19 protein-coding genes and 1 pseudogene are annotated in these 23,611 nt (G+C 70.1%); 7 read left to right on the top strand and 13 right to left on the bottom strand.

The genetic code is table 11. The features are described from left to right. Positions 1-9 precede the first annotated feature (9 nt). Positions 10-1,020: a hypothetical protein gene (locus IPJ59_RS17430; RefSeq protein WP_293272562.1), complete on the top strand. Its 1,011-nt coding sequence runs from the start codon at positions 10-12 to the stop codon at positions 1,018-1,020. Positions 1,021-1,085: 65 nt separating this feature from the next. Then, a complete protein-coding gene (locus tag IPJ59_RS17425) occupies positions 1,086-1,889 on the top strand; it encodes an ATP-grasp domain-containing protein (RefSeq protein ID WP_293272561.1) in 804 nt (267 codons plus the stop codon). Between the two features lie 34 nt (positions 1,890-1,923). Here the strand turns inward: IPJ59_RS17425 and IPJ59_RS17420 are convergent, their stop codons facing one another. Beyond that, a complete protein-coding gene (locus IPJ59_RS17420; RefSeq protein ID WP_293272560.1) occupies positions 1,924-3,105 on the bottom strand; it encodes an adenylate/guanylate cyclase domain-containing protein in 1,182 nt (393 codons plus the stop codon). A gap of 59 nt (positions 3,106-3,164) precedes the next feature. Between IPJ59_RS17420 and IPJ59_RS17415 the strand changes: the two genes are divergently transcribed. Next, positions 3,165-4,178 carry an alpha/beta hydrolase family protein gene (locus tag IPJ59_RS17415; protein WP_293272559.1) on the top strand — a complete coding sequence of 338 codons (1,014 nt, stop codon included), beginning with the start codon at positions 3,165-3,167 and terminating at the stop codon, positions 4,176-4,178. 3 nt (positions 4,179-4,181) lie between these two features. Here IPJ59_RS17415 and IPJ59_RS17410 read toward each other — a convergent pair whose 3' ends face one another. The 3 genes from IPJ59_RS17410 to IPJ59_RS17400 form a co-directional block, all read right to left on the bottom strand. Then, positions 4,182-5,378 carry an SUMF1/EgtB/PvdO family nonheme iron enzyme gene (locus IPJ59_RS17410; protein ID WP_293272558.1) on the bottom strand — a complete coding sequence of 399 codons (1,197 nt, stop codon included), beginning with the start codon at positions 5,376-5,378 and terminating at the stop codon, positions 4,182-4,184. Between the two features lie 78 nt (positions 5,379-5,456). Then, on the bottom strand, positions 5,457-6,116 hold the full coding sequence (locus IPJ59_RS17405) for an extensin family protein (RefSeq protein ID WP_293272557.1): 660 nt from the start codon (positions 6,114-6,116) through the stop codon (positions 5,457-5,459). Positions 6,117-6,177: 61 nt separating this feature from the next. Beyond that, positions 6,178-7,458 (bottom strand): fibrinogen-like YCDxxxxGGGW domain-containing protein, encoded by a 1,281-nt coding sequence (locus IPJ59_RS17400; RefSeq protein ID WP_293272556.1) that lies wholly within the window; start codon positions 7,456-7,458, stop codon positions 6,178-6,180. Between the two features lie 508 nt (positions 7,459-7,966). On the opposite strand from IPJ59_RS17400, the gene IPJ59_RS17390 reads away from it, so the two are divergent. Further along, positions 7,967-8,941: an NADPH:quinone oxidoreductase family protein gene (locus tag IPJ59_RS17390; RefSeq protein WP_366524615.1), complete on the top strand. Its 975-nt coding sequence runs from the start codon at positions 7,967-7,969 to the stop codon at positions 8,939-8,941. A 14-nt stretch (positions 8,942-8,955) separates the two neighbouring features. Here the strand turns inward: IPJ59_RS17390 and IPJ59_RS17385 are convergent, their stop codons facing one another. Further along, on the bottom strand, positions 8,956-9,573 hold the full coding sequence (locus tag IPJ59_RS17385; protein WP_293272555.1) for an OmpA family protein: 618 nt from the start codon (positions 9,571-9,573) through the stop codon (positions 8,956-8,958). A gap of 147 nt (positions 9,574-9,720) precedes the next feature. Between IPJ59_RS17385 and IPJ59_RS17380 the strand changes: the two genes are divergently transcribed. Next, positions 9,721-10,257, top strand: coding sequence for a hypothetical protein (locus IPJ59_RS17380; RefSeq protein WP_293272554.1), 537 nt, complete (start codon positions 9,721-9,723; stop codon positions 10,255-10,257). A gap of 11 nt (positions 10,258-10,268) precedes the next feature. On the opposite strand, the gene IPJ59_RS17375 is transcribed toward IPJ59_RS17380, so the two are convergent. The 3 genes and pseudogenes from IPJ59_RS17375 to IPJ59_RS17365 all read right to left on the bottom strand — a co-directional run bounded on the left by IPJ59_RS17375 (position 10,269) and on the right by IPJ59_RS17365 (position 14,553). Next, on the bottom strand, positions 10,269-11,720 hold the full coding sequence (locus IPJ59_RS17375; protein ID WP_293272553.1) for a clostripain-related cysteine peptidase: 1,452 nt from the start codon (positions 11,718-11,720) through the stop codon (positions 10,269-10,271). A gap of 5 nt (positions 11,721-11,725) precedes the next feature. Continuing rightward, positions 11,726-13,201 carry a hypothetical protein gene (locus IPJ59_RS17370; protein ID WP_293257250.1) on the bottom strand — a complete coding sequence of 492 codons (1,476 nt, stop codon included), beginning with the start codon at positions 13,199-13,201 and terminating at the stop codon, positions 11,726-11,728. A gap of 209 nt (positions 13,202-13,410) precedes the next feature. Continuing rightward, positions 13,411-14,553, bottom strand: a pseudogene (locus IPJ59_RS17365) (cysteine desulfurase family protein). Between the two features lie 73 nt (positions 14,554-14,626). Between IPJ59_RS17365 and IPJ59_RS17360 the strand changes: the two are divergent. Beyond that, positions 14,627-15,859: an MFS transporter gene (locus IPJ59_RS17360; protein WP_293257256.1), complete on the top strand. Its 1,233-nt coding sequence runs from the start codon at positions 14,627-14,629 to the stop codon at positions 15,857-15,859. 392 nt (positions 15,860-16,251) lie between these two features. Here the strand turns inward: IPJ59_RS17360 and IPJ59_RS17355 are convergent, their stop codons facing one another. The 3 genes from IPJ59_RS17355 to IPJ59_RS37870 all read right to left on the bottom strand — a co-directional run bounded on the left by IPJ59_RS17355 (position 16,252) and on the right by IPJ59_RS37870 (position 18,200). Beyond that, entirely contained in the window at positions 16,252-17,295 is a 1,044-nt protein-coding gene (locus IPJ59_RS17355) for a thrombospondin type 3 repeat-containing protein (protein ID WP_293272552.1), read from the bottom strand. 277 nt (positions 17,296-17,572) lie between these two features. Next, positions 17,573-17,731 carry a hypothetical protein gene (locus IPJ59_RS17350; protein WP_293272551.1) on the bottom strand — a complete coding sequence of 53 codons (159 nt, stop codon included), beginning with the start codon at positions 17,729-17,731 and terminating at the stop codon, positions 17,573-17,575. Then, complete coding sequence (locus tag IPJ59_RS37870; protein WP_463673368.1) at positions 17,664-18,200, bottom strand: transposase; 537 nt, start codon at positions 18,198-18,200, stop codon at positions 17,664-17,666. Before IPJ59_RS37870 ends, IPJ59_RS17350 begins: the two co-directional genes overlap by 68 nt. On the opposite strand from IPJ59_RS37870, the gene IPJ59_RS17345 reads away from it, so the two are divergent. Next, positions 18,175-21,036, top strand: coding sequence for a beta-galactosidase (locus tag IPJ59_RS17345; RefSeq protein ID WP_293272550.1), 2,862 nt, complete (start codon positions 18,175-18,177; stop codon positions 21,034-21,036). The genes IPJ59_RS37870 and IPJ59_RS17345 overlap by 26 nt on opposite strands. A gap of 110 nt (positions 21,037-21,146) precedes the next feature. Here the strand turns inward: IPJ59_RS17345 and IPJ59_RS17340 are convergent, their stop codons facing one another. Beyond that, a complete protein-coding gene (locus IPJ59_RS17340; RefSeq protein ID WP_293272549.1) occupies positions 21,147-22,043 on the bottom strand; it encodes a hypothetical protein in 897 nt (298 codons plus the stop codon). Between the two features lie 55 nt (positions 22,044-22,098). Then, positions 22,099-23,571, bottom strand: coding sequence for a putative Ig domain-containing protein (locus IPJ59_RS17335; RefSeq protein ID WP_293257270.1), 1,473 nt, complete (start codon positions 23,569-23,571; stop codon positions 22,099-22,101). Positions 23,572-23,611 lie beyond the last annotated feature (40 nt).

Below are 23,611 nucleotides of genomic sequence, written 5' to 3'. Positions count from 1 at the left end.
TGACGTGACATGACCCGAATGATCCGTGACATCAAGATCCCAAAGCACGCCCAGCAACAGGCGGAGCCCCTCCTGAACGCCCTCGAGCAGCGCAGCCGCGCGGCGGTCCACAAGGTCCGCCTGCACCTGGAGCGCCCCAACGAGTTCCCGATCGATCGCAAGCACAAGAGCCTGGAGGCCACGCTCCTCGATATCATCGCCACGGCGCCGCCGGCTCGTCGCGCCCGCCTCGCGGGCGCCGCCACCAACCAGCGCCTGGCGCTGGTCGGCCCTCCGCTCGACTTCGGTCTGAGCCTCCCGATCGGCGACCAGATCGGCCTGCCCTTCTTCGACTGGCAATGGTTCATCCCGATATTCCAGGGCCTCGAGGCGCCGCCCGCCGCGCCGGCGCGAAACCTCGAGCTCCGCGTCCACTCGGTCCGCTGCATCAAGGACTCACGCGAGTGGGGCAAGGACGAGATCGACCTCGGCGGGGTCCTCACGGTCACCGAGGACGTCGCGGGCGGCGCGGCGAAGAGCGTCTATGCGGTCGAGGTGTCGCCATTTCGCGTCGGGTCGTTCAAGAAGGGGGCGAGCATCAACCTCCAGCGACGCGTCCTCGCCAGCCTCCCGGTCGACAGCGGCACCTTCCCGAAGGTGATGTCGGCGACGCTGCTCCTGGTCGAGAAGGACTTCAGCGATCAGAAGTGGCTGATCAGCGCGATCCACAAGGCGAAGGAATGGGCGGAGAAGCAGCTCAAGGACCAGCTCAAGGACAAGGTCGACAACTCGCTCCTGAAGGAGGCGCTGGCGGTCGCCCTCAAGATCGGCCTCGATGCGATCCTCAAGCCGGTGCTCGGGTGGGTCGAGGACGACCCCTTCGATCCAGCGACGGTCACGATGCTCGTGGCGGGTCGCGACGCGGTCGCCGACGACGGCGGCCGGACCACCGCGCCCGGCGTCCTCGACGCGTTCATCCACGGCGGGAGCGACCCGCACGCGCACTACCAGGTCACCTACGACTGGAACCTCGTGACCTGAGCGGGTATCGGCGAGTCGAGCCAGCAGGCGCTGGCCAGCGACGGCTGCCGTGCGTATCGTCGGGCATGCCCAGGCTCATCCTCTCGCCGCGCTACTCCGCCGACTCGATCGCCCTGTGGCAGGCGGCGCTGGCGTCCGGGTGGAGCACCACGCGCGTGCGCCAGATCAGCGATTCGGCCGAACTGGCGGGCGAGGTCGATCCGGCCGAGGTGTTGATCTACGGCGAGACGATGCTCGCCGATGCGGTCGCCGCCGCGCTGGACCTCGCGTTGCTCGAGCCGACATATGCGTGGTTGCCCGAGTTACCGGCGGCGCTGCGGCTGCGAGAGATCGAGCTCGCCACCCTCGGCGTGGCCCGGCGCCTGACGGGCCCGGTCTTCGTCAAGCCGGTCGACGACAAGTTCTTTCCGGCGCGGGTCTACGCGCCGGTCGAGGTCGATGCGCTGGTGGCCGATGACCTGCCCGTGCTCATCGCGGAGCCGGTGCGCTTCGGGGTCGAGGTCCGGGCCTTCGTGTGCGAGCGGACGGTCGTCGGCCTCTCGGCGTACATACGCGACGGGCAGCTGGCGCAGACCGAGCTCGGCGAGTGGCCGCTCGGCCCGGACGAGGAGCGAGACGCACGCGCCTGCCTCGAGCGTCTGCTGCGCAGCGAGGTCGCGCTGCCGCCGGCCGTCGTGATCGACGTCGGGGAGATCGCCGGGCGCGGCTGGGCGATCGTGGAGGCGAACGCAGCCTGGGCCTCGGGTCTGTGCGGGGTCGATGCGCGCGCGGTGCTGCCGGTCCTGCGCCGCGCTTGCATGCCACGGGGACAGCTCGGCGCTGGCGATGAACAATGGCTCCGGCCGCGGGCGCATCTATCGGACCGCTGAGCAGCTCCGCAGCACGTCACTGATCCTCGGCAGTTCAATCCTCGGCCGGCGCGTAGATCTCCTGGGGCGCCGCCACGCCCTTGAGCTCGTGGATCCCCCGGCTCCGCACCCGGTCCCGGTCACACGCCGCGGCGAAGGCCGCGGTCATCAAGATCGGGCTGGCGAGCGCCCGACACAGGGACTCGACCCGGCAAACCTCATTGACGACCGCGCCGATGACCGTGAAGTCGAGGCGGTCGCGCGCGCCGATATTGCCATACATGACCTCGCCCACGTGGAGCCCGATGCCGAGATCGATCGGTGGAATGTCCCCACCGCTGTTGAGCAGCGAAATGCCGTCGACCGCGGCCTTCGCCGCCGACAGCGCACGGCCGCAGGCGGCACCGACGCCATCGGCGAGGACGGGGAAGATGGCGAGCACCGCGTCGCCGATGAACTTCAGGACCTCGCCCCCATGCGGCCCGATGGGCCCGGCGACGCTCTCGAAGAAGCGGTCGAGGGTCTTCACGACCTCGGTCGCCGGGAGCCGATCGGCCATCGTGGTGAAACCACGCATGTCGCAGAACCAGATCGCGGCGTGGATCGGCTGACCCGTACCCCGCATGAAGGACCCCGCGAGGACGCGCGACGCCGCGTTGTGACCGAGGTAGACCTCGAGCAGGCTCGACAGGGCATAATTGATGGACTCCACCTCCACGCGCACGCTGAGCACCGGGAGCAGCGCCGCAAACAGCGACAGATCGGCCTCGGAGAAGCCGTCGGCGGCGTCGGTGGCGAACGAGAAGTAGGTCCGCTCGCCGGTGCCGAAGATCAATGGATAGACCACATAATCGGTGAGCCCCTCCGCGGCGAGCTCCTCGCAGATCGCATACGAGAGATCCGCGTCGGGGCCGGTCAGGCGACAGCGGATCCGCGGCTCACCGGCCCTCACCCGCGCCACTGGGCTCCCGAGATAGACCGCCGTCACCAGCAGGTCGCGCTTCCCGTCCCGCACATTGGTGCCTCGCTCGGCGTGCCACATGACCGCCCGCACGAACAGCTCCGGGTGCTTGGTCGTCACGCTCGTGCGCATGCGCCGGACCGGGACGCCCGCCGCGAGGAGGCGCGCACCCAGGCCGTCGAGGGCCTCGGCCAGCCCGAGGCTGCGCGTCGCAGGCTCGAGCGCCCAGCGCGTGATCTGCACTGCGATCGCGGTCCACTCGGGCACGGACGTCATGCGGTCACTCTATATCAGGTCGTGGCGCGAAGGATCCAGGCAGCGTGTAGGATGTGCGCATGCTGCCTCGCCTCCGCCTCGCCGCTCCCGGCCTCCTGTTCGTGATCGCCTGCGGCGCGTCGGGCTCACCCGACGGGGAGGAGGGCTCGAGCGGGCAAGGGACGACGTCGGACGTCGGCTCCAGCGGCGTGACCACCGGCGTCACGTCGGCGATGACGACATCCGGGCCCGGGACGGAGGACACCGGCGCGGAGGCGTCGACGAGCGGCGAGCCGGGCCCGCCGATGATGCCGATGATGCCGACGATGTTGCCGACGCCGACGGGGACCTGCCCGAAGCTGGCCGACGGGGAGGTGATGTTCGCACCCGCCGGGATGGAGCCGCGCGCGGTGCGGCTGTGGCTGTCCGACGCGGCGGCGACGATGGACGGGCCGCTGGTGTTCTACTGGCACGGGACCGGCAGCTCGCCGGAGGAGGCGCTGTACGGGCTCGGGGCGAGCTACGTCGCCCAGGTTGTGGCACAGGGCGGGATCATCGTGGCGCCCGCGCACGATCCAGCCGCCGGCGACTTCCCATGGTGGCTGGTGCTCGGGTCGCGCGAGGACGACCTGCTGCTCGCCGACGAAGTGCTGGCCTGCGCGATCGAACAGCTCGGCGTCGACGTCACGCACATTCATACGGCGGGCATGAGCGCGGGCGGGCTGCAGACCTCGCAGATGAGCATTCGCCGGTCGGGTTACATCGCCAGCGCGGCGCCATATTCGGGCGGCCTCATCACGGCCCCGCCGGACCAGGAGCCGAGCAATCCGCTGTCCGCGATGATCTTCCACGGCGGCCCGAGCGACGTGGTGCTCCTCATGTTCCAGCAGACCAGCGAGATGTACCAGGCCGTGATCGAGGACCGCGGCGGCTTCGCGTTCATCTGCGATCACGGGATGGGCCACAGCATCCCGCAGGGGCCCGCGCAGGCGGGCGTGTGGCAGTTCTTCCGCGATCACCCGTACGGCACAAAGCCGTCGCCGTACAAGGACGGGCTGCCGAAGAGCTTCCCGGCGTATTGCGCGCTGCCGTAGCCACTAATCCGCGCAGCAGCGAAACCCCGTGGAATAGTCCCAGTACGTCACGTCGTGGGCCGTGGTCTTATATAGACACCCGGGTCCGTTGAGCACCGTATCGACATAAAATCCGCCGCGAAAGCTCCCCTCGGGATCGGCGGTCCATTCGTGCAGGTTCCCCATCATGTCGAGCGCCCCGTCCTGGGACACGCAGCCGGGGTGCTGCCCCGTGATCGCCAGGCTCGCGGGTATCTGCGAGATGCACGCATTGTCGAGCTCTCCGTAGATCCAGGGATCCGCGGTCCCGAAATACTCGACCGCCGGATGCACCGCCCGGGCGTCGTTGCACACGCCCGGCATCACCGCGTCGCCGTACGGATAAATCGCCGCGCTCGCGCCCTGACACGCGCGCAGCCACTCGAGGTCGCTGCACATGCGCTTGCCCGCCTCCGCGCACGCGGCGGCCGCCTGCAGCTCCGAGATGTATCCCTGGGGGACCGCCCCGAGCAGCGACACCGCGCGCACCCGCGTGCTCCCGGGATTGACATACGGCGACCAGCTGGCCACCACCTGCCCGCGCGCGTCGATCTCGACCAGCGAGGCCTCGTGCCGGTCGATGCAAAAACCGTCGCTGCCGATCATGCCCGGCGGGCACGAGGGATCCCACGTCAGCTCCGCGAGCCCCTCGTTCGGACGCGGCGCTGCATCGGGATCGCAGGCGGTCGCGGGGTCGCTGCAGCACTGAATGTCGGCCTCCCCGGGGCAGCGGCCCGGCGTCGCCACGAACGGCGCCGCGCATCCGGCCGCGCTCATGCACAGCCCCGGGGCCCCGTCGACGCTGCACGGCGGCCCGGCGGGCACGCAGCACTGCAGCGCCGGCGGTCCGTCACACAGCGCCTGAAACGACGTCGAGCCGGGCCCGCACGCCGCGACGTCGACGCAGCTGCCCGCGATATCGACGACCCCGCAGGACATCACCGCCCCGGTCGTCGGGTCCGATTCGTCGGTCGTGACGCCCACGCCCGAGGCGCCCGAGGTCGGCTCGCCGGACGAGCTGCCAGCCGACGAGCTCGCCGCCGAGGTCGACGCGCCCGACGTATCGCCGCCTGTCTCGCCGCCTGTCTCGCCGCTCGTCGACGCGGCCCCGACGACGCCGGTGTCACCAGCATGACAGGCCAGGGCCACCAACAGCGAGCACGACATGCCTGCGCGGAGCATGACCCACACCTACCACGGCGCCTGGTCCCCGGCGCTCGCGGATTCACCACAGATCGAAGGACAGCTCGGCCTGCCGCCTCACGGCTCGTCCTTCGGGACGAGCGCGGCGTCGCGGTCGCCGAGCTGCATGTGCGCCTCGAGGTGGAGGTGATCGTCGTGGTCTCGCGGGTCGTTCGCCGGGGTCAGCGGGGTACGAAATGCGGCGGCGTGTTCGAACACTGCGGCGACCTTCGCCAGGCGATGGTCGGCCGCCGACCAGTGGGCCTTGACCCGCAAGATCTCGCGGTCGTCGAAGCCGACCTCGAAGACGTCGATCGCCAGGCCGACGGCATGACGGCTGAGGAATCGCATGCTCTTGCCGCGCTTGCGCACGGCCCGGTACTTGTGGAGCGTACGAAAGTGCAGGGACCGGACGCCCAGGGCCCGCAGCTCCGGGGCGACACCGGCGATCGCGGCCGCAAAGTGGCAATCCATCGGGAACGGGCCCTCGCCGCGCAGCGGGACCAGCGTGATGCCGCCGATGCGCATCTCCGGGATCTCGATCGGGGTGGCGATCTTCTTGACGGGCGCGGCCGGCCGATGTTGGACCTCGGCCGCGTCGAGCGCAGCCAGACAACGCGCACCGGCCTCCTTCATCGCGGCCGACGGCGGCCAGGTCCACCCGTCCGGCATGTTCCGGACCTTGCGCGGCTTGCCCGGCGAGCCGGCGACCACCAGGGCGAGGAGCAGTGTGGTCACGAACGACATGAACGCGGGAGCATTGCATCGCCGGAGCCCCGCGACAAGCTCACTCGGGCGATCAACGGACGAAGACCGCGAAGACCTCCGCGAAGCCGATCTGGTTGTTGTCGACGGCCGTCTGCCAGTTGGTGAAGCTGACGCCGGGGGCGTAAAGGATGCGCAGCGCGGGGGCGTTGACGTTGGTCTCCCACGTGCAAGGATCGGGGGCGCTGTCGATGATGAGCCAGCCCGCGTCGACGTTGCAGCCGCCATACTGGCGATTGATGAACCAGCGACGGCCGTTCGCGCCGTCGCCGGCGATCGCGTAGTAGTTGAAGGGGCCGCCGGGGAGATCGGGGTACGACGAGGCGGTGAGGCGGGTGTTGGTGAACCAGTTGATGCTGGTGGTGGTCGTACCGTCGTACTTCCAGAACTTCTGGATCGCGGCGTTCTTGTACACGTGCGTGCGCACATCGGTGATGACCACGCCGCCCTTGTTCCAGTAATTGGCGATGTAGCCGCTGACGTAGTGCTTGGTGGACTTCTTGAGGTCGAGCAGGGCCGGGTCGCTCTCGTTGAGCGCGGCGCCGTTCCACAGGTTGTTGGCGTCACCGGCGACGCCCGAGCTGAGCTTGAAGACCATGGTCCAGCCGCCGCCGTCGGTCTTCATGTCGCAGTAGGCAGTGATCGCGGCGCCGGGGCCGGCGCCGTCGGGGTCGATCGTGTAGGTGCCGTCGCTGGCCATGGGGTCGGCGGTCTTGATCTGCTGGCAGCTCTTGGGGACCTCGCAGGTGCCGAGGTTGCAGAACTTGCTGGTGCAGTCGGGGCTCGTGGCGCAGGCCTTGCCGAGCGGGCAGGCGGGGCAGCTGCCGCCGCAGTCGACGTCGCTCTCGTCGCCGCTCCGGATCTTGTCGTCGCAGGCGGGGGTCTTGCAGGCGTTGGTGCACATGTCGAGGTCGGACATGTTGGCGTCGTCGCAGTCCTCGACGCCGTCCTGGACCAGGCCGTCGCCGCACTTGGCGGCGATGCAGCCGACCAGGCAGGCGTCGGTGTCGACGTCGTTGGCGTCGTCGCAGGCCTCGCTGCCGGCCTGCACAAAGCCGTCGCCGCACAGCGCGAGCTTGCAGCTGCTGATGCACATGTCGGTGTCGTCGGGGTTGCCGTCGTCGCACTCCTCGCCGGACTGGACCTTGCCGTCGCCGCACGAGGCCGGGCCGCAGGCGTTGGTGCAGTCGTCGTCGTCGATCTGGTTGCCGTCGTCGCAGGTCTCGCCGGGGCCGGACGACGCCGTCGCCGCAGGTGGCGAGCGTGCAGGCGTTGGTGCAGGCGTCGCCGTCGTCGCTGATTGGCGTCGTCGCACTGCTCGTCGCCGTCGACCATGCCGTCGCCGCAGACCGCGGCGGTGCCGGTGCTCGCTGTGTCGCCGGTGGTGGTGTCGACCGGGCCCGTGGTGTCGGTGGTCGTGGTGTCGACCGGGCCGGTGGTCGGGGCCTCGGTGGTCGCGGCCTGGCTCGTGGGCGCGGCCCCGGTCGACTCGTCGATCGCCGTGGTCATGCCGACCGTCGTTGTCGTCATCGGCGTGGTGGTGGTGGAGCCGCCCCCGTCGTCACCGCAAGCCGCGAACGCAAGGCCACAGATCGATGCGCAGAGTCCATGCCAACGTAACTGCATGGCGCCGATGCTGGGCAAGATCGGCGGGCGTGTCAATCGTCTGCGGACAGCGCCTCGCTCCGGGTCGGCGGTCAATGCGTGCTCGCGCGCATCTGTCGCTCAAGTCTCCAGCGGCGACTGCGAGGTCGGCGGTCCGGCGAGCGCGGCGTGGCCGTGCGAGGCTCGCGGCGCGAGGTCCGTGATAGTGTGCGGCTCTCATGCGCGCCATTCGCTGTCACGAGCTCATCGGACCCCCGGGTCTCCGCGTCGATGAATTGCCGGAGCCGGAGCCCGGGCCGGGCGAGGTGTCGATCGACGTGCGCGCCGCGGCGGTGAATTTTCCAGACGTACTACTCTCGTACGGGAAGTATCAATTCAGGCCGAAGCCGCCCTTCGTGCCCGGAGGCGAGGCCGCGGGAGTGGTGACCGCGGTCGGGGCGGACGTGACCCGCGTCGCGGTCGGTGATCGCGTGGCGGTGACCGTGATCCACGGGGCCTTCGCGGAGCGGATCGTCGTCCCGGAGGCCGCGGTGATCGAGGTGCCGGACGCTGTGGGCTTCGAGGTCGCGGCTGCGACGCTGCTGACCTACGCGACCACCTGGCACGCGTTGATCGATCGCGCGAACCTGCAAGCGGGCGAGACGCTGCTGGTGCTCGGCGCGGCGGGCGGCGTCGGGATCGCCGCGGTGGAGATCGGGAAGCTGCTCGGCGCGCGCGTGATCGCGGCAGCCTCGAGCGACGCGAAGCTGGCGTTTTGTCGCGCTCACGGGGCGGACGAGACGATCCAGTATGTGCGCGAAGATCTGAAGGAGAGCGCGAAGCGCCTGACCGGCGGCGACGGCGTGAACGTGGTCTACGACCCGGTCGGCGGACCATTCACCGAAGCGGCGCTGCGTTCGATCGCGTGGGCAGGGCGCTATCTGGTGGTGGGATTTGCGAATGGTGAGATCCCGAAGATCCCGCTCAATCTGGTGCTCCTCAAGGGCTGCCAGATCGTCGGCGTGTTCTGGGGCGCCTTCGTGGCGCGCGAGCCGGAGCGGCACCGGGCCAACGCGGATGCCATCTTCGCCGCGGTCGCCGCGGGGCGCCTGCGACCGCACGTCGATGCGATCCTGCCCTTCGCTCGCGCCGGCGAGGCGCTCGCGCGGATGGAGCGGCGCGAGGTGATGGGGAAGCTCGTGCTCGTGCCCTGACGGTATTTGGGCCTTCATTCGCGCAGCACGAGCTCCACCCGTCGGTTCCGGCGGCGCCCTTCCGGCGTCCGGTTGTCGGCGATAGGCAGGCTCGACTCATAACCCCGCGCCACGAGGCGCGTCGGCTCCACGCCCCGCGAGATGAGGTAGTTGCGGATCGCGCCGGCCCGCCTGCAACTCAGGCAGCGACCGTAGCTCTGCATGCCTGGTTCGTGCGCCGTATGCACGCGGATCTCGACCTGGACCTCCGGTACACGCTGCAGCACCTCGGCGATCCCATCGAGGACCTCGCGCGAGGTCCCCGCGCGGATGATGTCCTTGTCCAGCTCGAACACCACGCCCTCGATCACCCCGGTGATCGCCGCGAGCTCCGGCGGCAGATCGTCGGGACAGCCGTCCGCGTCGCGATAGCCGTTGCGGGTCTCGGGCGCGTCGGGGCAATCATCGCTGGACGTGATCGTCGATCCCTCGCCAGCCGAGCTCACCGGTGAGCTCGCCGGCGAGCTCACCGACGCGGACACGGCGTTGCGAGCCGGCAACTCGGGGCTGGTCGACGCCGTGGCCGGCGCACGGGCCTCTCCGGACCCACAAACGGCCGCGACCGACCACCCGAGCAGGAGCCCACGGAGCACGCGAGCATTGTCGCCGTTGCGGCCCCCCAAGGCCAGCGCTTCGCCAGTGCCGCTCGGCGGCCGCGCGCAGCCGCTTCGCCGCCCGGTGGACCTTTCGCCCGCCCACGTGGTTTGCGTCGATGGCACGAAGATTGCTCTGCGACCCTCATGGCCACTGCACCGCCCTCGAGGAGCTCCCTGACGATCGCCGACATGGTGATGCTGTGGCTCGGCATCGTCATCTGGCTGGTCACCTTCCTGTTCGGCACGCTGGTGGATTCGCGGCCCTATCGTGAGGCGTTTTCGGTCCTCGCGGGCGGCTTCACCGGGACCCTGGTCAACGGCTTGGTGGTGATCGGGACCTACACGCTCACCAACGTGGCGATCCTCTGCCTGATCGCCGGGCTGCTCGGGGCGCTCGGCGCCCGGGCCAGTCTCGGCACCGACGCCGAGCTCGCGGACAGCGCCCAGGACACCACCTCGCCGCGAAACTCCGCGTTGCTGCGCGCCTTCCTGGTCTACCTGTCGCTCATCGCCGGGGTCCTCATCTTCGGCGACGACCCCGCGGCCCCGACGCAGCGGCAGTATGTGCGCCTCGCCGGCTTCACCTCGCTGCTCTCCTTCGTGATCAACTATCATCCCTCGCTGTTCGGAAAGCTGCTGCAGCGGGTCGGCACCGTGATCGAGGGCAAGAAGGATCCGTAGCCATGGCCCTGTCACGGGGCGGCGTGGAGGCGATCGAGCCACGGCAACCATCCGCTCGCGGGGCTGCTGGCGAACGCGGCTCGACGGGCCGCCAACACCTCGGCATGCGGCGGGAGCCAGACCGACAGACCGAGCGGCCCCGAGGTCCACGCATAGGCGTCGTCCTCGGCGTAGGCCGGTCCGACCGCCACGGTCAGGACGACGGCGTCGAGCGCTCGTTCGCTGTCGTCGAGCGCCGCGAGCAAGCCGGTGACGCCGGGACACGGGGACGCGCAGCGGAGCGCCTCTTCCTGGGCCTCCTGGCGCAGCCGCACGAGCAACACCCCGAGGTCGACGGTATTGCCGGCGAACCCGGGGATGGCCTCGCCGGGGCTCCGGGAGGCCAGGCGCGCCAGGACGTCGATGCTGCGCATTCGGTCCTCGTCGAGGAATGCGACCAGCGCCGTCGAGAGCCGGGCGAGCGCTGGCAGGAGCTCGCCGCTCAGCGCGTCGGCGGCCGCGGCCGAGGCGACGAATGTCTCCTCGGTCGCGCCGCCCGGCGCGAGCAGCAGCGGCGGCAGCGACACGGCGACGCGGCAGGCCTCGTCGTCCGTACGACACGCCGGATGCGGCGGCGGCGGGCGCTGGCCGTTGACCAGCGGGATCACGCGGTCGTAGGGCAACCCCGCGTAGGGATCGATCTGCTCGTGCCCGACCAGGTTGCGCGCCGCGGTGGCGAGCGTGCCGGCGACATCGACGCTCTGCATGAGGCAGGCATCGGTGACCAGCACGTCGATCGGCGTGTCGCCCGACCCGCGCAGCGCCGCAGCGACGGCGGGCACGTCCATCACCGTGCCCTGGCTGTGGTCGAAGCCGAAGCCGCCGACGAAGCCGCCCTCGACGTAGCGCACCCGCTCGCCGGTCTCCGTGCGCGGCCGCCAGCCCTGTCCGTGGCCCCACAGCACCACCATCACGCGATCGCTCGGATACTGCGCGCGACCCCAGGCGACGAACTCCGCCAGCGCCTGCTCCGGCGGCCCGCCCTCCGCCTCCGGCAAGGACGCGACCTCCGGCGAGCTCGGCACCACGGCCACCGGCTCCACCGCACCTGTCCGCGAGAACAGGTGGTAACGCCGCAGACCCGGGGGCCCAGGCAGGTCGAGCTGCACGATCACGTCGGCGCGCTCGCTCGAGGCCGCCGCTACGCCGCCACGGACCAGCGCGTCCTCCATCTCGCGCAGGTCGGCGAAGGCCTGCGCCGGGAGGTCCTCGACATCGGCCGCCATGTAGATCAGCACCGTCCACGGCTTGGGACAGCGCGTGCGAGCGACGCTCGCGGCATAGGCGGCGTAGTCCGCGTCGCGCGTCGGGTCGAAGGGACGAGCCAGCGCGGCGCAGGCGGGCTGTTCGCGACTCCTACCCGTATCGCATCCCGCCGACGCGGCCAGCAGCGCCGTCACCCAGGCGAATCGGGCGAGCCGCATGAGCTTCACCCGCGCGAGCGCTCGATGAGCGCCTCGACGATCGCCGCCAGCGGCGACGGGCTCGCGCTGTCCGAGGCGCGCCACGCCGGGCGTCGCCAGCCCTCCGGGACCGGCGTGCCGGCGGCCCAGCTCCCGCTGAGGAGCGCGTCCGCGGGCGTGCGGGCCCGCGTGTTCGGCGGCGGCGTCCACAGGAAGTCCGGGTGCTTGTTCGTGTACCACTCGCCGCCGATGATCTGGCCGTTGGCGTCGAGCTCGAGGTCGTAGAGATACCGGGCCGTGCGCAGCTTGTCCTGCGCCGGGCTGTCGGTGAGCGCGTGGCTCGGGTTGGTCTCGACCACATAGGAGAGCTGCATCATCACGCCGGCGACCGCGACCGCCGCCGATCCGCGGTGAGCGGCGAAGTGGTCGCGGGTGTACGCCGTGCGGCTCACGGTCGCCGCTGCCAGGTCCGGGACGTAGCGCCGAGTCTGCGGGTTGAACAGCGCATAGCGATAGCCGTGGATCGGCTGATTCCACACCTCATAGTCGAAGGTGGCGTCGATGACCGCGCTGCGGCGGCAGACGCCGATCTGATTGACCACGCTGAGGTGGAAGGTCCCCGGGTTGGTGTCGAAGCAGCGCTCGGAGACCAGCCGACCGGAGGCGTCGACCGCCGGCTTCTTGTCGTTGCAGCGGCCGCCGACGAAGCGCGAGACGGTGTCCGCGTTGGCCCACAGCAGCGTCCCGAGCGCCTTGATATCGGACGGATAGAAGCGCAGCCGGGTGCGGCCGTCGGCGGCCAGCACATCGACCGCGCGCTGCGGCCGCGGCAGGCAATACGAGGCGGGCGCCCAGCCGTGGCAGATGCCCATCCACGGCTCGACCTCACCGTTATGATCGTGATAGTATTTGCCCTCGGCCCACATGCGCTGGGTCAGGCCCATCGCGGTGTCGCCGACCAGGATGTCATACTTCTCCGCGGGCGAGAGCAGGTCGATCGCCCCGGCGTCCGCGCGGGCGACGATGTCGCGCGCCGGGTGGCGCTGGATATAGTCGTAGTTCTCCTGCCAGTCGTCCGCGCCGGGGAAGTTCTGGTCGGCGTAGCGCTTGCCGAGGACCCCGAGGTAGAGCGCCCAGTAGTCGTCGGACCACGGCGACTCGTCGAGGCGGGCGGCGCTGAGGTCGGCGGCCTGCATCGCCGCGAGCGTGCGGTGCTCGAGGCGATCGACGAGCAGATCGGCGCGGTCGGCCTCGGCGCAGGGCGCCCGCCCGGGCAGGATGTCCCCGAGCCGGATGAGCACGCCGTGGTCGAGCATGGACAGCGCCTTGCGGGACTGGTCGCGGCCCGAGATATCGCGGCCCGCGCGGAGGTCCCACGGCGAGAACACGGTCTCGGTGCCGACGGGCTGACCGTCGGCGTCGAACTTGGTCGGACGGCGATTGAGCGCCTCGACCGGGTCGCGGTCGAAGTCCTCGAGCATGGTATTGACGATCTCTTGCATGACGCGGGAGCAGTCGAGAGCAAGATACGTACCACGGTAATCGACGGGATCTGGCCGGTCGCCAGGCCGCGACGGGCCCAGAACTTGCGCTGCGGCGCACGCTTTGCGCGAACGGGACCCACCCCCGCGGTGTCGACCACCTCGCGCATACGCGCAGACGAGGCGGCCAGCCGCCGCCTCACCGCGATCAGCGTGAGCGCGGCCAGCGGCTACATGGTCAGCGACCGCCACGCACGCGCCAGCGCCAGCGCGGCTCCGTCGATATCCTGCTCGCTGGTACCTGGCCCGAGGGACAGGCGCAGCGCGCCGCGGGCCTCGTGCTCCGCCACGCCCATCGCCAGCAACACCGCCGGCGCCTGGCCGTGGCCGGCGTGGCAGGCCGAGCCGGTCGACGCCGCGAGCTCCGGAGCGCGCGCCAACAATTGCTCCCCGCTGACCCCGGGGAAGCGCAGGTGCAACGTGTTGGCCAGGCAGCTCGCCGGCTCACCGTGCCGGCGCAGGCCGGGGACCGCCTCCGCCAGAGCTCGCCACAGGCGCTCGCGCTGGCCCAGGAAGCGAGCGATGCGCTCGCCCAGCTCGCGTCGCGCCACCTCGCAAGCGACGCCGAGCCCGACGATGCTGGCCACATTCTCGGTGCCCGGCCGCAGGCCCCGCTCGTGATTCGCCCCGAGCAGCAGCGGCGCGAGCGTGACGCACGGGCCGACGTAGAGCGCCCCGACCCCCTTGGGCGCGCCGAGCTTGTGCCCGGCGATCGAGAGCAGGTCCACGCCCAGCGCCGCGACCTCGACGGGGTGCTTGCCGACCGACTGCGCCGTGTCGAGGTGGATCCACGCGCCGCGGGCGTGGGCCAGGCGAGCCGCCGCCGCCGCCGCCGCCGCCAGGATCACCCCGGTCTAGTTGTGTGCGTGGATCAGCGTGACGAGGGCCGTGTCGTCGCCGATCGCCGCCGCCAGCTCGTCCTCGCGGACCTGCCCGTCGGCGCCCAGACCCACGCGCGTGACGGCGACCCCCTGTCCTTCGAGCCAGGTGCACGGAGCCGCGGTGGCCGGGTGCTCGGCGACGCTGGTGACGAGGTGCCGGCGATCGCCGCGGACGCTCATCACCCCGCGGATCGCAAGGTTGTTGGCCTCGGTCCCGCCCGAGCAGAAGATCAGCTGATCCGGCGCCGCGCCAACCAACATTGCGACCTGGGCTCGCGCCAGCTCCACCGCCGCCCGGGCCCGGCGCCCGAAGGCGTGCCCGCTCGTGGGGTTGCCGAAGTGCTCGCGCAAGTACGGCAGCATCGCCGCGAGCACCTCCGGCAGCACCGGCGTGCTCGCATTGTGATCGAGGTAGATGCTCGTATCGGTCATCGCGGGCCGCGAGCCTACACGGCCGCCGTCACCGCGTCATCACCGCGTGGCGACCTGTGGTACCAAGGAGGCGATGCGCGACCCCGGAGCCGCCACGAATCGGGCCACCTACCTCGCCGTGCTGGTGGCCGCGCTCGGCTATTTCGTCGACATCTACGACCTGATCCTGTTCAGCGTCATCCGCATGAAGAGCCTCGGCGAGCTCGGTCTGTCCGGCGAGGCGCTCACCACCCAGGGCCTGCGTCTGCTCGACATGCAGATGTACGGCATGCTGCTCGGCGGGATCTTGTGGGGCGTGCTGGGCGACAAGCGCGGCCGCCTGTCCGTGCTGTTCGGGTCGATCTTGCTGTACTCGCTGGCCAACATCCTCAACGGCATGGTCAGCGACGTCGACACCTACGCGTGGCTGCGCCTGGTCGCCGGCGTCGGCCTCGCGGGTGAGCTCGGCGCTGGCATCACCCTCGTCGCCGAGCTGATGTCGATCCAGGGCCGCGGCTACGGCACCATGGTGGTCGCCGGCGTCGGCCTCATGGGGGGCATCGCCGCCGGCCTGCTCGGCGACGCCCTGCACTGGCGCACCGCCTACTACGTCGGCGGCGGCATGGGCCTCCTGCTGCTCGCCCTGCGCATCGGCGTGCACGAGTCCGGCATGTTCGCCGGCCTCCAGCAGCGCGGCGGTGTCCGCCGCGGCGATTTCTTCCAGCTGTTCACCGACCTCGGTCGCCTGCGCCGCTACCTCGCCGTGATCCTCAGCGGCCTGCCGATCTGGTTCGTGTTCGCGATCCTCGTCTCACTCGCCCCCGAGATGGGCGCCGCGCTCGGCCTCGACCCGGCCCCGAACGCCGCCTACGCCGTGCTCTGGGCCTACGTCGGCATCGCCCTCGGCGACCTCGCCAGCGGCACCCTGAGCCAGCTGCTGCGGTCGCGCCGCAAGGTCATGGCACTGTTCATCGGCCTCACCGCCGTGACTCTCGGCCTCTACCTCGGCCTCGGCGGCCGCTCGCTCGCCACCTTCTATGCCACCTGCGCCGGCGTCGGCCTGGCCAGCGGCTACTGGGCGGTGTTCGTCACCACCGCCTCGGAACAATTCGGCACCAACCTGCGTGCCACCGTCACCACCACCGCGCCGAACTTCGTGCGCGGCGCGGTGCCCCTGCTCACCGCCAGCTTCCAGGCGCTGAAGCCGGAGCTCGGCGTGCCCGGTGCGGCCCTCGGCGTCGGCGTCGCGTGCCTCAGTGTCGCCCTGCTGAGCGTGTGGCAGCTCGAGGAGACCTTCGGCCGCGACCTCGACTTCGTCGAGGAGTAGAGATTGTGGCGAATCACTTGGTAATATCAGCACTTTAACAAAGTACAGGTACGCGCCTCCACCAGCTCGAGCGCCACCCCAGCCCCATCCTCCCGCACAGGTCTTGTTGTTCCCCGGCTGACCGGGCGGTCCGGCGTCGTGCTCACCCCTGCATGTGGCTCGCTCGGCCGAGGCGGTCGAGGAGATCGCCTCCGGCACCCACCTCGCGCAACGCGCTCCAGAACTCGATGACCGAGCCGTCCGAGGTCGAGCTCCAGCTTCACCAACGGCTCGCGTCCGTGGACCATCCGCCTCTCTGGTACTCGACCCGCCACCAACGGAGGTGGCCGTGATGCCTCGCGCCCATGCTGTCCCGAGGGCGGTGCCCTCGGCGGGCGCACGGTCGACGAGTCCTACTTCACGCAGAACGCCGCGAAGATCGGCGAATCGAGCTCCTTGTTCGGGTTGCACCAATTGTCCTGATAGTCTCGGTTAAAGCGAAACACATAGGTCCCCGCCTGGTTCGGCGCCTGGAACCCTTGCACCTCGGTGTCCTGGTATCCATGACAATTGTACTCGACCCCCAAATTCCAGAAACACTGCACCGGCGGCTGCCCCACGATCCCCACCATCGCCTGCGTATAACAGCCCGGGCACTCGCAGAAATTGACCTTCCACGTGTATTGCAGCGAGATATTCGCGCCCGGCGCCACCACCCCGAGGTTGCCCCCGCCGTCGATCTTCGCGTCCACGATCGTGATCTCCGCGTGCGGCCCGACCGCGTTCGGATAGCTCGGCGGCGTCGGCCCGTCGAGCTGACAGAGGTCCGCCTCGCACGCGATCCCATCGCCGTCATAGTCGGCCTGGTCGTCGGCAAAGGGCGGATCCTTGCACACATCGCACGCATCTCCGCGCCCGTCGCCGTCGCCGTCCGCCTGCCCCTCGTTCGCCAGCATCGGACAGTTGTCAATGTCCCCACATACGCCATCCCCGTCGCCATCGTCGTCCGGAGCTTGCGGGCACAGATCGCAGCCGTCCGCCACACCATCCAGGTCGCCGTCGAGCGCATCATCAGACCCCGGGCACACGTCGGCCCGGTCACACACCCCGTCGCCGTCCGCGTCCGCCTCGACGCCCGTCGGACACGGATCGGCGTCGCCGCACAGACCGTCGCCGTCCGCGTCGTTCGCCGCGTCGTCTGGGCACGGGTCGCAGACATCGGGCTGTCCGTCGCTGTCCGCGTCCGGCCCGTCCCCGCAGGCGCCCCCCGTCGTACTCCCGCTGCCCCCGTCGCCGCTGCTCGCACCGCTCGTCGGACTGCCGGTGCTGTCGCCGCCGGTGCTTGCACCGCCGCTACCCGCACCGCCGCCGCTCGCATCGCCGACGTCGAACGCCGGGTTTGCATACACACATCCCGTCAGGCAAAACGCCACGCCACGCCAGATCCCCCGAACCATGTTCGCCGGCAGGATAGACGACCGCCGCTGCCCTGCCAAGAGCTTGTGCGCCGCCAGACGAACCGCCACCATGACACCATGCCGCGGCCACAGCCCTCTACGCGGTCAAGAAGTTTCAGGCGGGAATTCTGGTGGCGGGTCGAGTACCAGAGAGGCGATGGTCCACGACGCGAGCCGTTGGTGAAGCTGGAGCTCGACCTCGGACGGCTTCGGTCATCGAGTTCTGGAGCGTGTTGCACGAGGTGGGTGCCGGAGGCGATCTCCTCGACCGCCTCGGTCAGCCGGGGAACAACAAGACCTGTGCGGGAGGATGGGGCCGGGGTGGCGCGCGGGCGCCGTGGAGAACGCGGTCGATGTCGTCGGCGGTATCAACGACCTCGAGGATGCGCATGCGGCCACCGCACTTGCGACAGAGGGTGACGTCGACGGCGAACACGCGGGCGAGGAGCTTGGCCCAGCCGATGCTGGGGCGGCCGCGGCGAGGATTCGGTGTCGTCGTCGGGCTTGTCGTTCGCGGAGGCCGCGAGGCCGAGCGCGAGCTGCTGCCCGGGCGTCGGGACGGGGGACGGCGGAATGATGCGGGCGCGAAGATGATGGCGATTTGCGAACACACCGAAGTATCTCGTCATGTGAAAGCCCGGCGGCGGCACGAGGGCGGACAACCTGGCTATGAACTTGTCGGCGCTCATGTCGGCATGGGCGGCGCCGCTGCGCCAGGCGGCCTTGAAGTGGACGCGCACGCGACCATCGGGGAGCGCCTGGACGGCGCCCGAGGGCGAAGGGTGGGCGCAACATGTAGCGGCAGACCCTCTCGAGCTGCTTGCGGCCCTGGGCCGTCGACCGTGGTCGCGGCGTGAAGGTGCATGCCGAAGGCCGGCCGTGCTCGCGCAGGTCCACAAGGCCACCGCCTCCGTCGCCGAGAACGACGACCTGGACCTCGACGCTGCGCTGGCCGCCTGCTTGCAGCAGCTCGGGCTGGCCGGCCCGCACCTGGCACCGCCTGAGCCGGCGGCAAGACTGCCGTCCGTCCGCGCGGCGAGACCCACGGTCGCTGTCCTGACCCCATTTCAGTGCTTGCCGTCCGGCGCGGATGCGCGCCAATCTCGGCCCGTGCACGCCTCGCGTCGAACTCGGCTCACCCTCCTGCTCCTCGCTTTTGCCTGCGGTGGCAACAGCGGCGGCAGCGGGACGACGACGAGTGAGTCGAGCAGCAGCCCCGGCAGCCCCACCGGCCCCACCGGCCCCACCGACGCCACCGGCCCATCGTCGCCAACGACCAGCGCCGCGAGCTCCGACGCCAGCACCAACACGACGGGCAGCAGCACCGGCGACCCGGACAGCAGCACCGGCGACCCGCCGCCGCACGTCGAGATCGCCGGCGACGCCCTGCGCATCGACGGCGTCCCGACCTTCCTCTACGGCGGCGACCTCCACTACTTTCGCGTCCGCGACCCCGACTTCGACGTCCAGAAGACGCACGCGATGTGGGCCGCGACCCTCGACGCGATGCAGGCCGCGGGCATGAACATGGTCAGCACCTACGTACCCTGGGACTATCATAGCCCGGCGCCCGATACCTACGACTTCACCGGCGCGCGCGACCTCGGCGTATTCCTCGACATGGCCTGCGGCCGCGGCATGCACGTGGTCTTCAAGCCAGGTCCGCTGATCACCGGCGAGTGGCCGCGCGGCTTTGGCACCTTCGGCGCCGTCCCTCAGTGGTTCAAGGACAACCACCCCGAGGCGCTGGTGCGCGACGCCAACGGCGCCCTGTGGACCTACTCGCCGACCAACGACGCGACCCAGCGCCAGCCGACCTACCTGCACAAGACCTACCTCGCCGCCGTGAAGGCCTGGTACGCCGCCGCCTTCGCGGTCGCGCGGCCGCACCTGGGCGGCTGCATCGTCGCCGTTCAAGTCGACAACGAGACCAACCTGTACTGGGGCGACCGCTTCGGCGGCGTCGATTATTCCGACACCGCCCTCGCCTTCTACCGCGATTTCCTGCAGCAGAAGTACAAGGATATCGACGCCCTGAATGCCCGCTACAAGACCGCCCACAAGAGCTTCGCCGCGGTCGCTCCGCCCACCAGCAAGCCCGGCGCAGGCGCGGGCGAATGGCCGAAGAACCCATGGTACGCCGACTGGTACTGGGCCGGTCAAGCCTACGCCGGCGCCTACCTGGCCGAGCTGCAGGCCATGATCGTCGCCGAGGGCTTCGCCCCGCCGGCCGCCCTGCACTTCACCAACGACTCGCCCTTCACCCTGCTGTTCGACGACCTCCCGCTGCGCAACGTCCTGGTCCACGACGGCCCGACCAAGAACGCGATCGGCGTGGCTGGCCTCGACCTCTACCCCAAACAATTCACGACCAACAACAACCTCCAGGACCAGCCCTTCCAGGCCGACTACTTCACCCGCCTCTACGACCATCACGGCGACCTCGCCACCGGGCCCCAGGACTTCGCCTACGCCGCCGAGCTGCAGGGCGGATTCTACGCCTACCCGATCCTCGGCCACCCCAAGGTCGCCCCCGCGGCCACCGACCAGCTGCTCGCGCGATCCATCGGCCGCGGCCTCAAGGGCGCCAGCTTCTATGTGATCCGCGACGGCCTCAACCTCGACAATTCAGACTACGATTATCAGGCGGCGCTCACCGCCGATGGCAGCAAGACCGGCCGCTACGACGTCATGGCCCGCTGGGGCGCGCTGCTGCAGACCCACGGGCAAGATCTGCTCACCGCACGAGAGGTCACCGACCGCGTGCTGGTGCTCGCCAACGGAAACTACGCCGCACCCCAGGGTGGCCTGCTCGACGACCTCCAGCGCTTCTACACCATGGAGATGCCGGCCCTGTTCGGCTGGCTCGCCCACGCCGGCATCAACCCCGTGATCCGCGACGCCCGCACCCTCGCCGCCGACGAGCTCGTCAACTTCGACCTCGTCTTCTATCCCAACCCGGACTTCATCGACGACCCCACCGCGACCATGCTCGCCGAATATGTCGCCGCCGGCGGGACCCTGGTCCAGATGCTGTGGCCCGGCCAGCGCGGCGCCGACTTCGTGCCGACTCCCGCCTCCTCGCACCTCTCGCAGACCCTCTTCCCCGGGGTCCCCGCCGGCCAGTGGGTGTGGGTCGGCCCGTCGCGCTCGGGCCCCGTCAACGCCGACTTCACTGGCTATCAGGGCAAGCTCCCCAGCTACTGGTACGCGAGCTTCTGGGAGGCCCCGGACGGCCCGGCCTTCGCGCCCTTCCTGTGGGAGCGCACCGAGCCCTTCGGCGACAACGGCGACGTCGTCGCATACATCGCCGACGACGCCGCCGGCCGGCGGATCTTCGTCGGCGCCAACCTGTGGGCCCGCTACAACCAGGACGACTATTACATCCTGCCCGCAAACGAGCTCCAGAATAGCCGCACGCTCGCACGCTTCATCACCGACCAGGCCGGCATTGAGCCCGCCGTCCGGGCGACCGGGATCCGCCACCTCGCGTGGGCCCGCCGCAGCCCCGCGGCCCTCTACCTGTTCGTGATCAACGACAACACCGCCGCAGGCCCAGTCCACGTCGAGCTGCGCGACGCCGCCGCCCTGCAGCTCGACCCCGCCGCCAATTACGCCGTCACCGAGGCCCTGCACGCCACGCCGCTCCCCGCCGCGACCGGTCAGGCCCTGCTGAGCGACGGCGTCACCGTCCAGGTCGACGGACTTTCGACCGCGGTGGTCGTGCTCACCCCCATGTGAGCAGCGAGGCACCGGGGTTGTGGCCATTGCCGTGTCACTCTCCATCAGGGAGCCAGCGTAGGCGACCCCGCCAGCGAGCTTCAACGCTGCGGTGACAGCCGCGCGGCCCGTCAGAAGCTGTGGGCCGCCCCGTTGAGGTCCGGCATGGGCACGAGCACGACGTTCGAGCGCTCCATGACCGGCGACTGCAGCGGGTCGTCCTCGTGCACGGCGCGGGCGTTCCCCGCCACCACGAAGATGCCGATGATCTCGCCCGTCGCCGGCTGGCGGCCGGCCAGCGTGCCCCAACGCCCGGCGTCGTAATACCAGTTCATCGCGACTTGATTCTCGAGCGCGACGTTGCCGCCCGAGGCCGACAGACCGTACCAATATTGGATCGCCGCCGACGCATACCATTGCCCATCGATGCACTCGGCCATCCCGAGAGTGTACTGCAGCGGACCGTCCCACCCGGGCGGAACAATGTCGGGCCAGCGATCCGGTCCATCGATCTTCGAGAAGAGGACGTGAACGCCGTCGGCGGTGAAGTCGATCTCGGTGAGGGTCGTCGTCACCGGCCAGTCCGCGAGGTTGGGCGGATTGTCGAAGAGAGTCGCCTGATGGAGGTCGATCTCGTCGGGGCCGCCCGGGCACGGGAGCGCGTCGCCGCTGGTACCCGTCTCGGTCACGCCCGCCGTGGTCACGAGCGTCGTGGCGCTCTCCGACGTATCCGAGGTCGGGCTCGAGCTGCCCTCCTCGCCGCCGCTGCCCGCGTCGCAGCCCTGGCACGGCTCGTAGCCAGAGCCGTCCGGGCGGCAAACCTGCACGCCGTCCGGGCCGCCGAGGCAAGCGCACGAGCTCTGCGCACCAGGCACGCAGGCGAGGCCCTCGTCGGTGCCCGAGCTGGTCATTCCCGCGCTGGTGATCGTCGGGCCAGCGCTGGTGATGCTCGCGTCCGAGTCGTCCGGGCCGGAGCATCCCGCGAGGAAGGTGCCCACAAACACTACCGCCCGTCGAAGCGCGATCATGAGCGCGAGCAAGCCACGGCGACCGCGGCCTGTCAAGGCCGGCGTCGTCAACCTGTCAGCCGGCGCTGACGACCAGCACGAACACCTGCGGCGTCACCCCGCCCTTGCCGTCCGAGACCTCGAGCGTGACCTCGTACTGGCCGATATCCTCGCTGGTCACCAGCCAGCTCAGGATCTTGGTGTTATCGTCGAGCATCATGCCGACCGGGCCCTTGACCAGCGAATAGCTCAGCGGGTCACCGTCTGGGTCGCTGGCCGCCAGCTGGTAGCTCCACTCGACCGGCGGGTCGCCGGCCAGCACCGTCCCCGAGATGGCGAGGCCGAAGGGGCCGAACAGGCCCGGGTCATTGATGCTGGCGATCGGGTCGCCGGCCGAGCTGAACTTGAAGATGTCGGCCGGCGCCGTGCCCGAGCCGTTCTCGTAGTCCGATGTGTAGATATTGCCCTTGTTGTCGACCCGCAGCGGCACCGGGTATGCATCCTTCGGGTCGTCGAAGGTGCCGAGCTTCACCCCGCCCATCACGTCGTAGCGCACCAGGTCGCCCGCGGCCGCGACCAGCTCGCCGGTCGCGTTGAACTGCAGGCCCTCGAAGTTGCCCGGGTTGCCCGCGCCGCTCAGCTTCTGCACCCACGTGAACACCTCGAAGTCGACGTTCACGTCCGACACGTGGATCGCGTTGCCGGTCTGGCTGGCGACGTAGAGCCGGCCGCTGCCGTCGAAGGTGATGCCCGTCAGCTGGCCCGCGCCCGGCGGCAGCGCGATCGTCTGCTTGAACGCGTAGTCCTTGGCGCTGTACTGATTGAGCTTGTCCGTGCCGCCGGTCGCGGTGGTGGTATAGAGATTGCCGAGCGCGTCGAAGATGATGTTCTCCGTCGCCTCCGCCGCCATCTTGGGATAGACCTTGTACTCGATCCCGTAGTCGCTAAATTCCACAAAATCGGCGTAAGCGGCCACCACGAGGTTTCCGCGCTCGTTGAAGGCCGTCCCGTTCGGCCCATACGTGTACACCGGCGAATTGACCTTACTAAAGGCCGGGTGGGTCCACGTCAGCACGAGCGCCAGGGTCTCGGCGTCGTGCACCCGGATCTCGTCGGTCCGCGACGACGCGAGGAAGATCTGGTTCGGCGTGAAGTTGCTGATGTACACGTCCTCCAGCACCACGTCGACCTTCGGCTGCGAATCCCACACCGGCGGGTGATTGACCGGCTCGCCCGTGCTCGCGTCGCCGCCGCTGCTGCTGCCGCTGCTGACCTCACCCGTGCTCGTGCCGCCGCTGCTCGTCGCGTCGCTGGCCTCGCCCGCGCCGGTCGTGTCGCCGCTGCTGGTCGTCAGGCCCTCGCTGACCCCGGTCGTCGGGACGCCGCTCGTTCCGGCGTCGCCGGTGCCCGTGGCATCACTCGTCGTCGGCGCCGGGCCGCTGCTGCCCGTGCTCGCCGCGCTGGTCGTGTCACCCGCCGAGCCGCCGCCCGAATCGCCGCACCCGCTCGCCAGACCCACCGCCACCACCCACAGCGCCAATCTCTGCATCACCAACCTCCACGAGAGAACGCCGCATCCTAACCGATCC

Source organism: Nannocystis sp., from assembly GCF_016714285.1.
GTDB lineage: Bacteria > Myxococcota_A > Polyangia > Nannocystales > Nannocystaceae > Nannocystis.
Note: the sequence above shows the minus strand (reverse complement) of the source record. Positions and strands in the feature narration are given on the sequence as shown.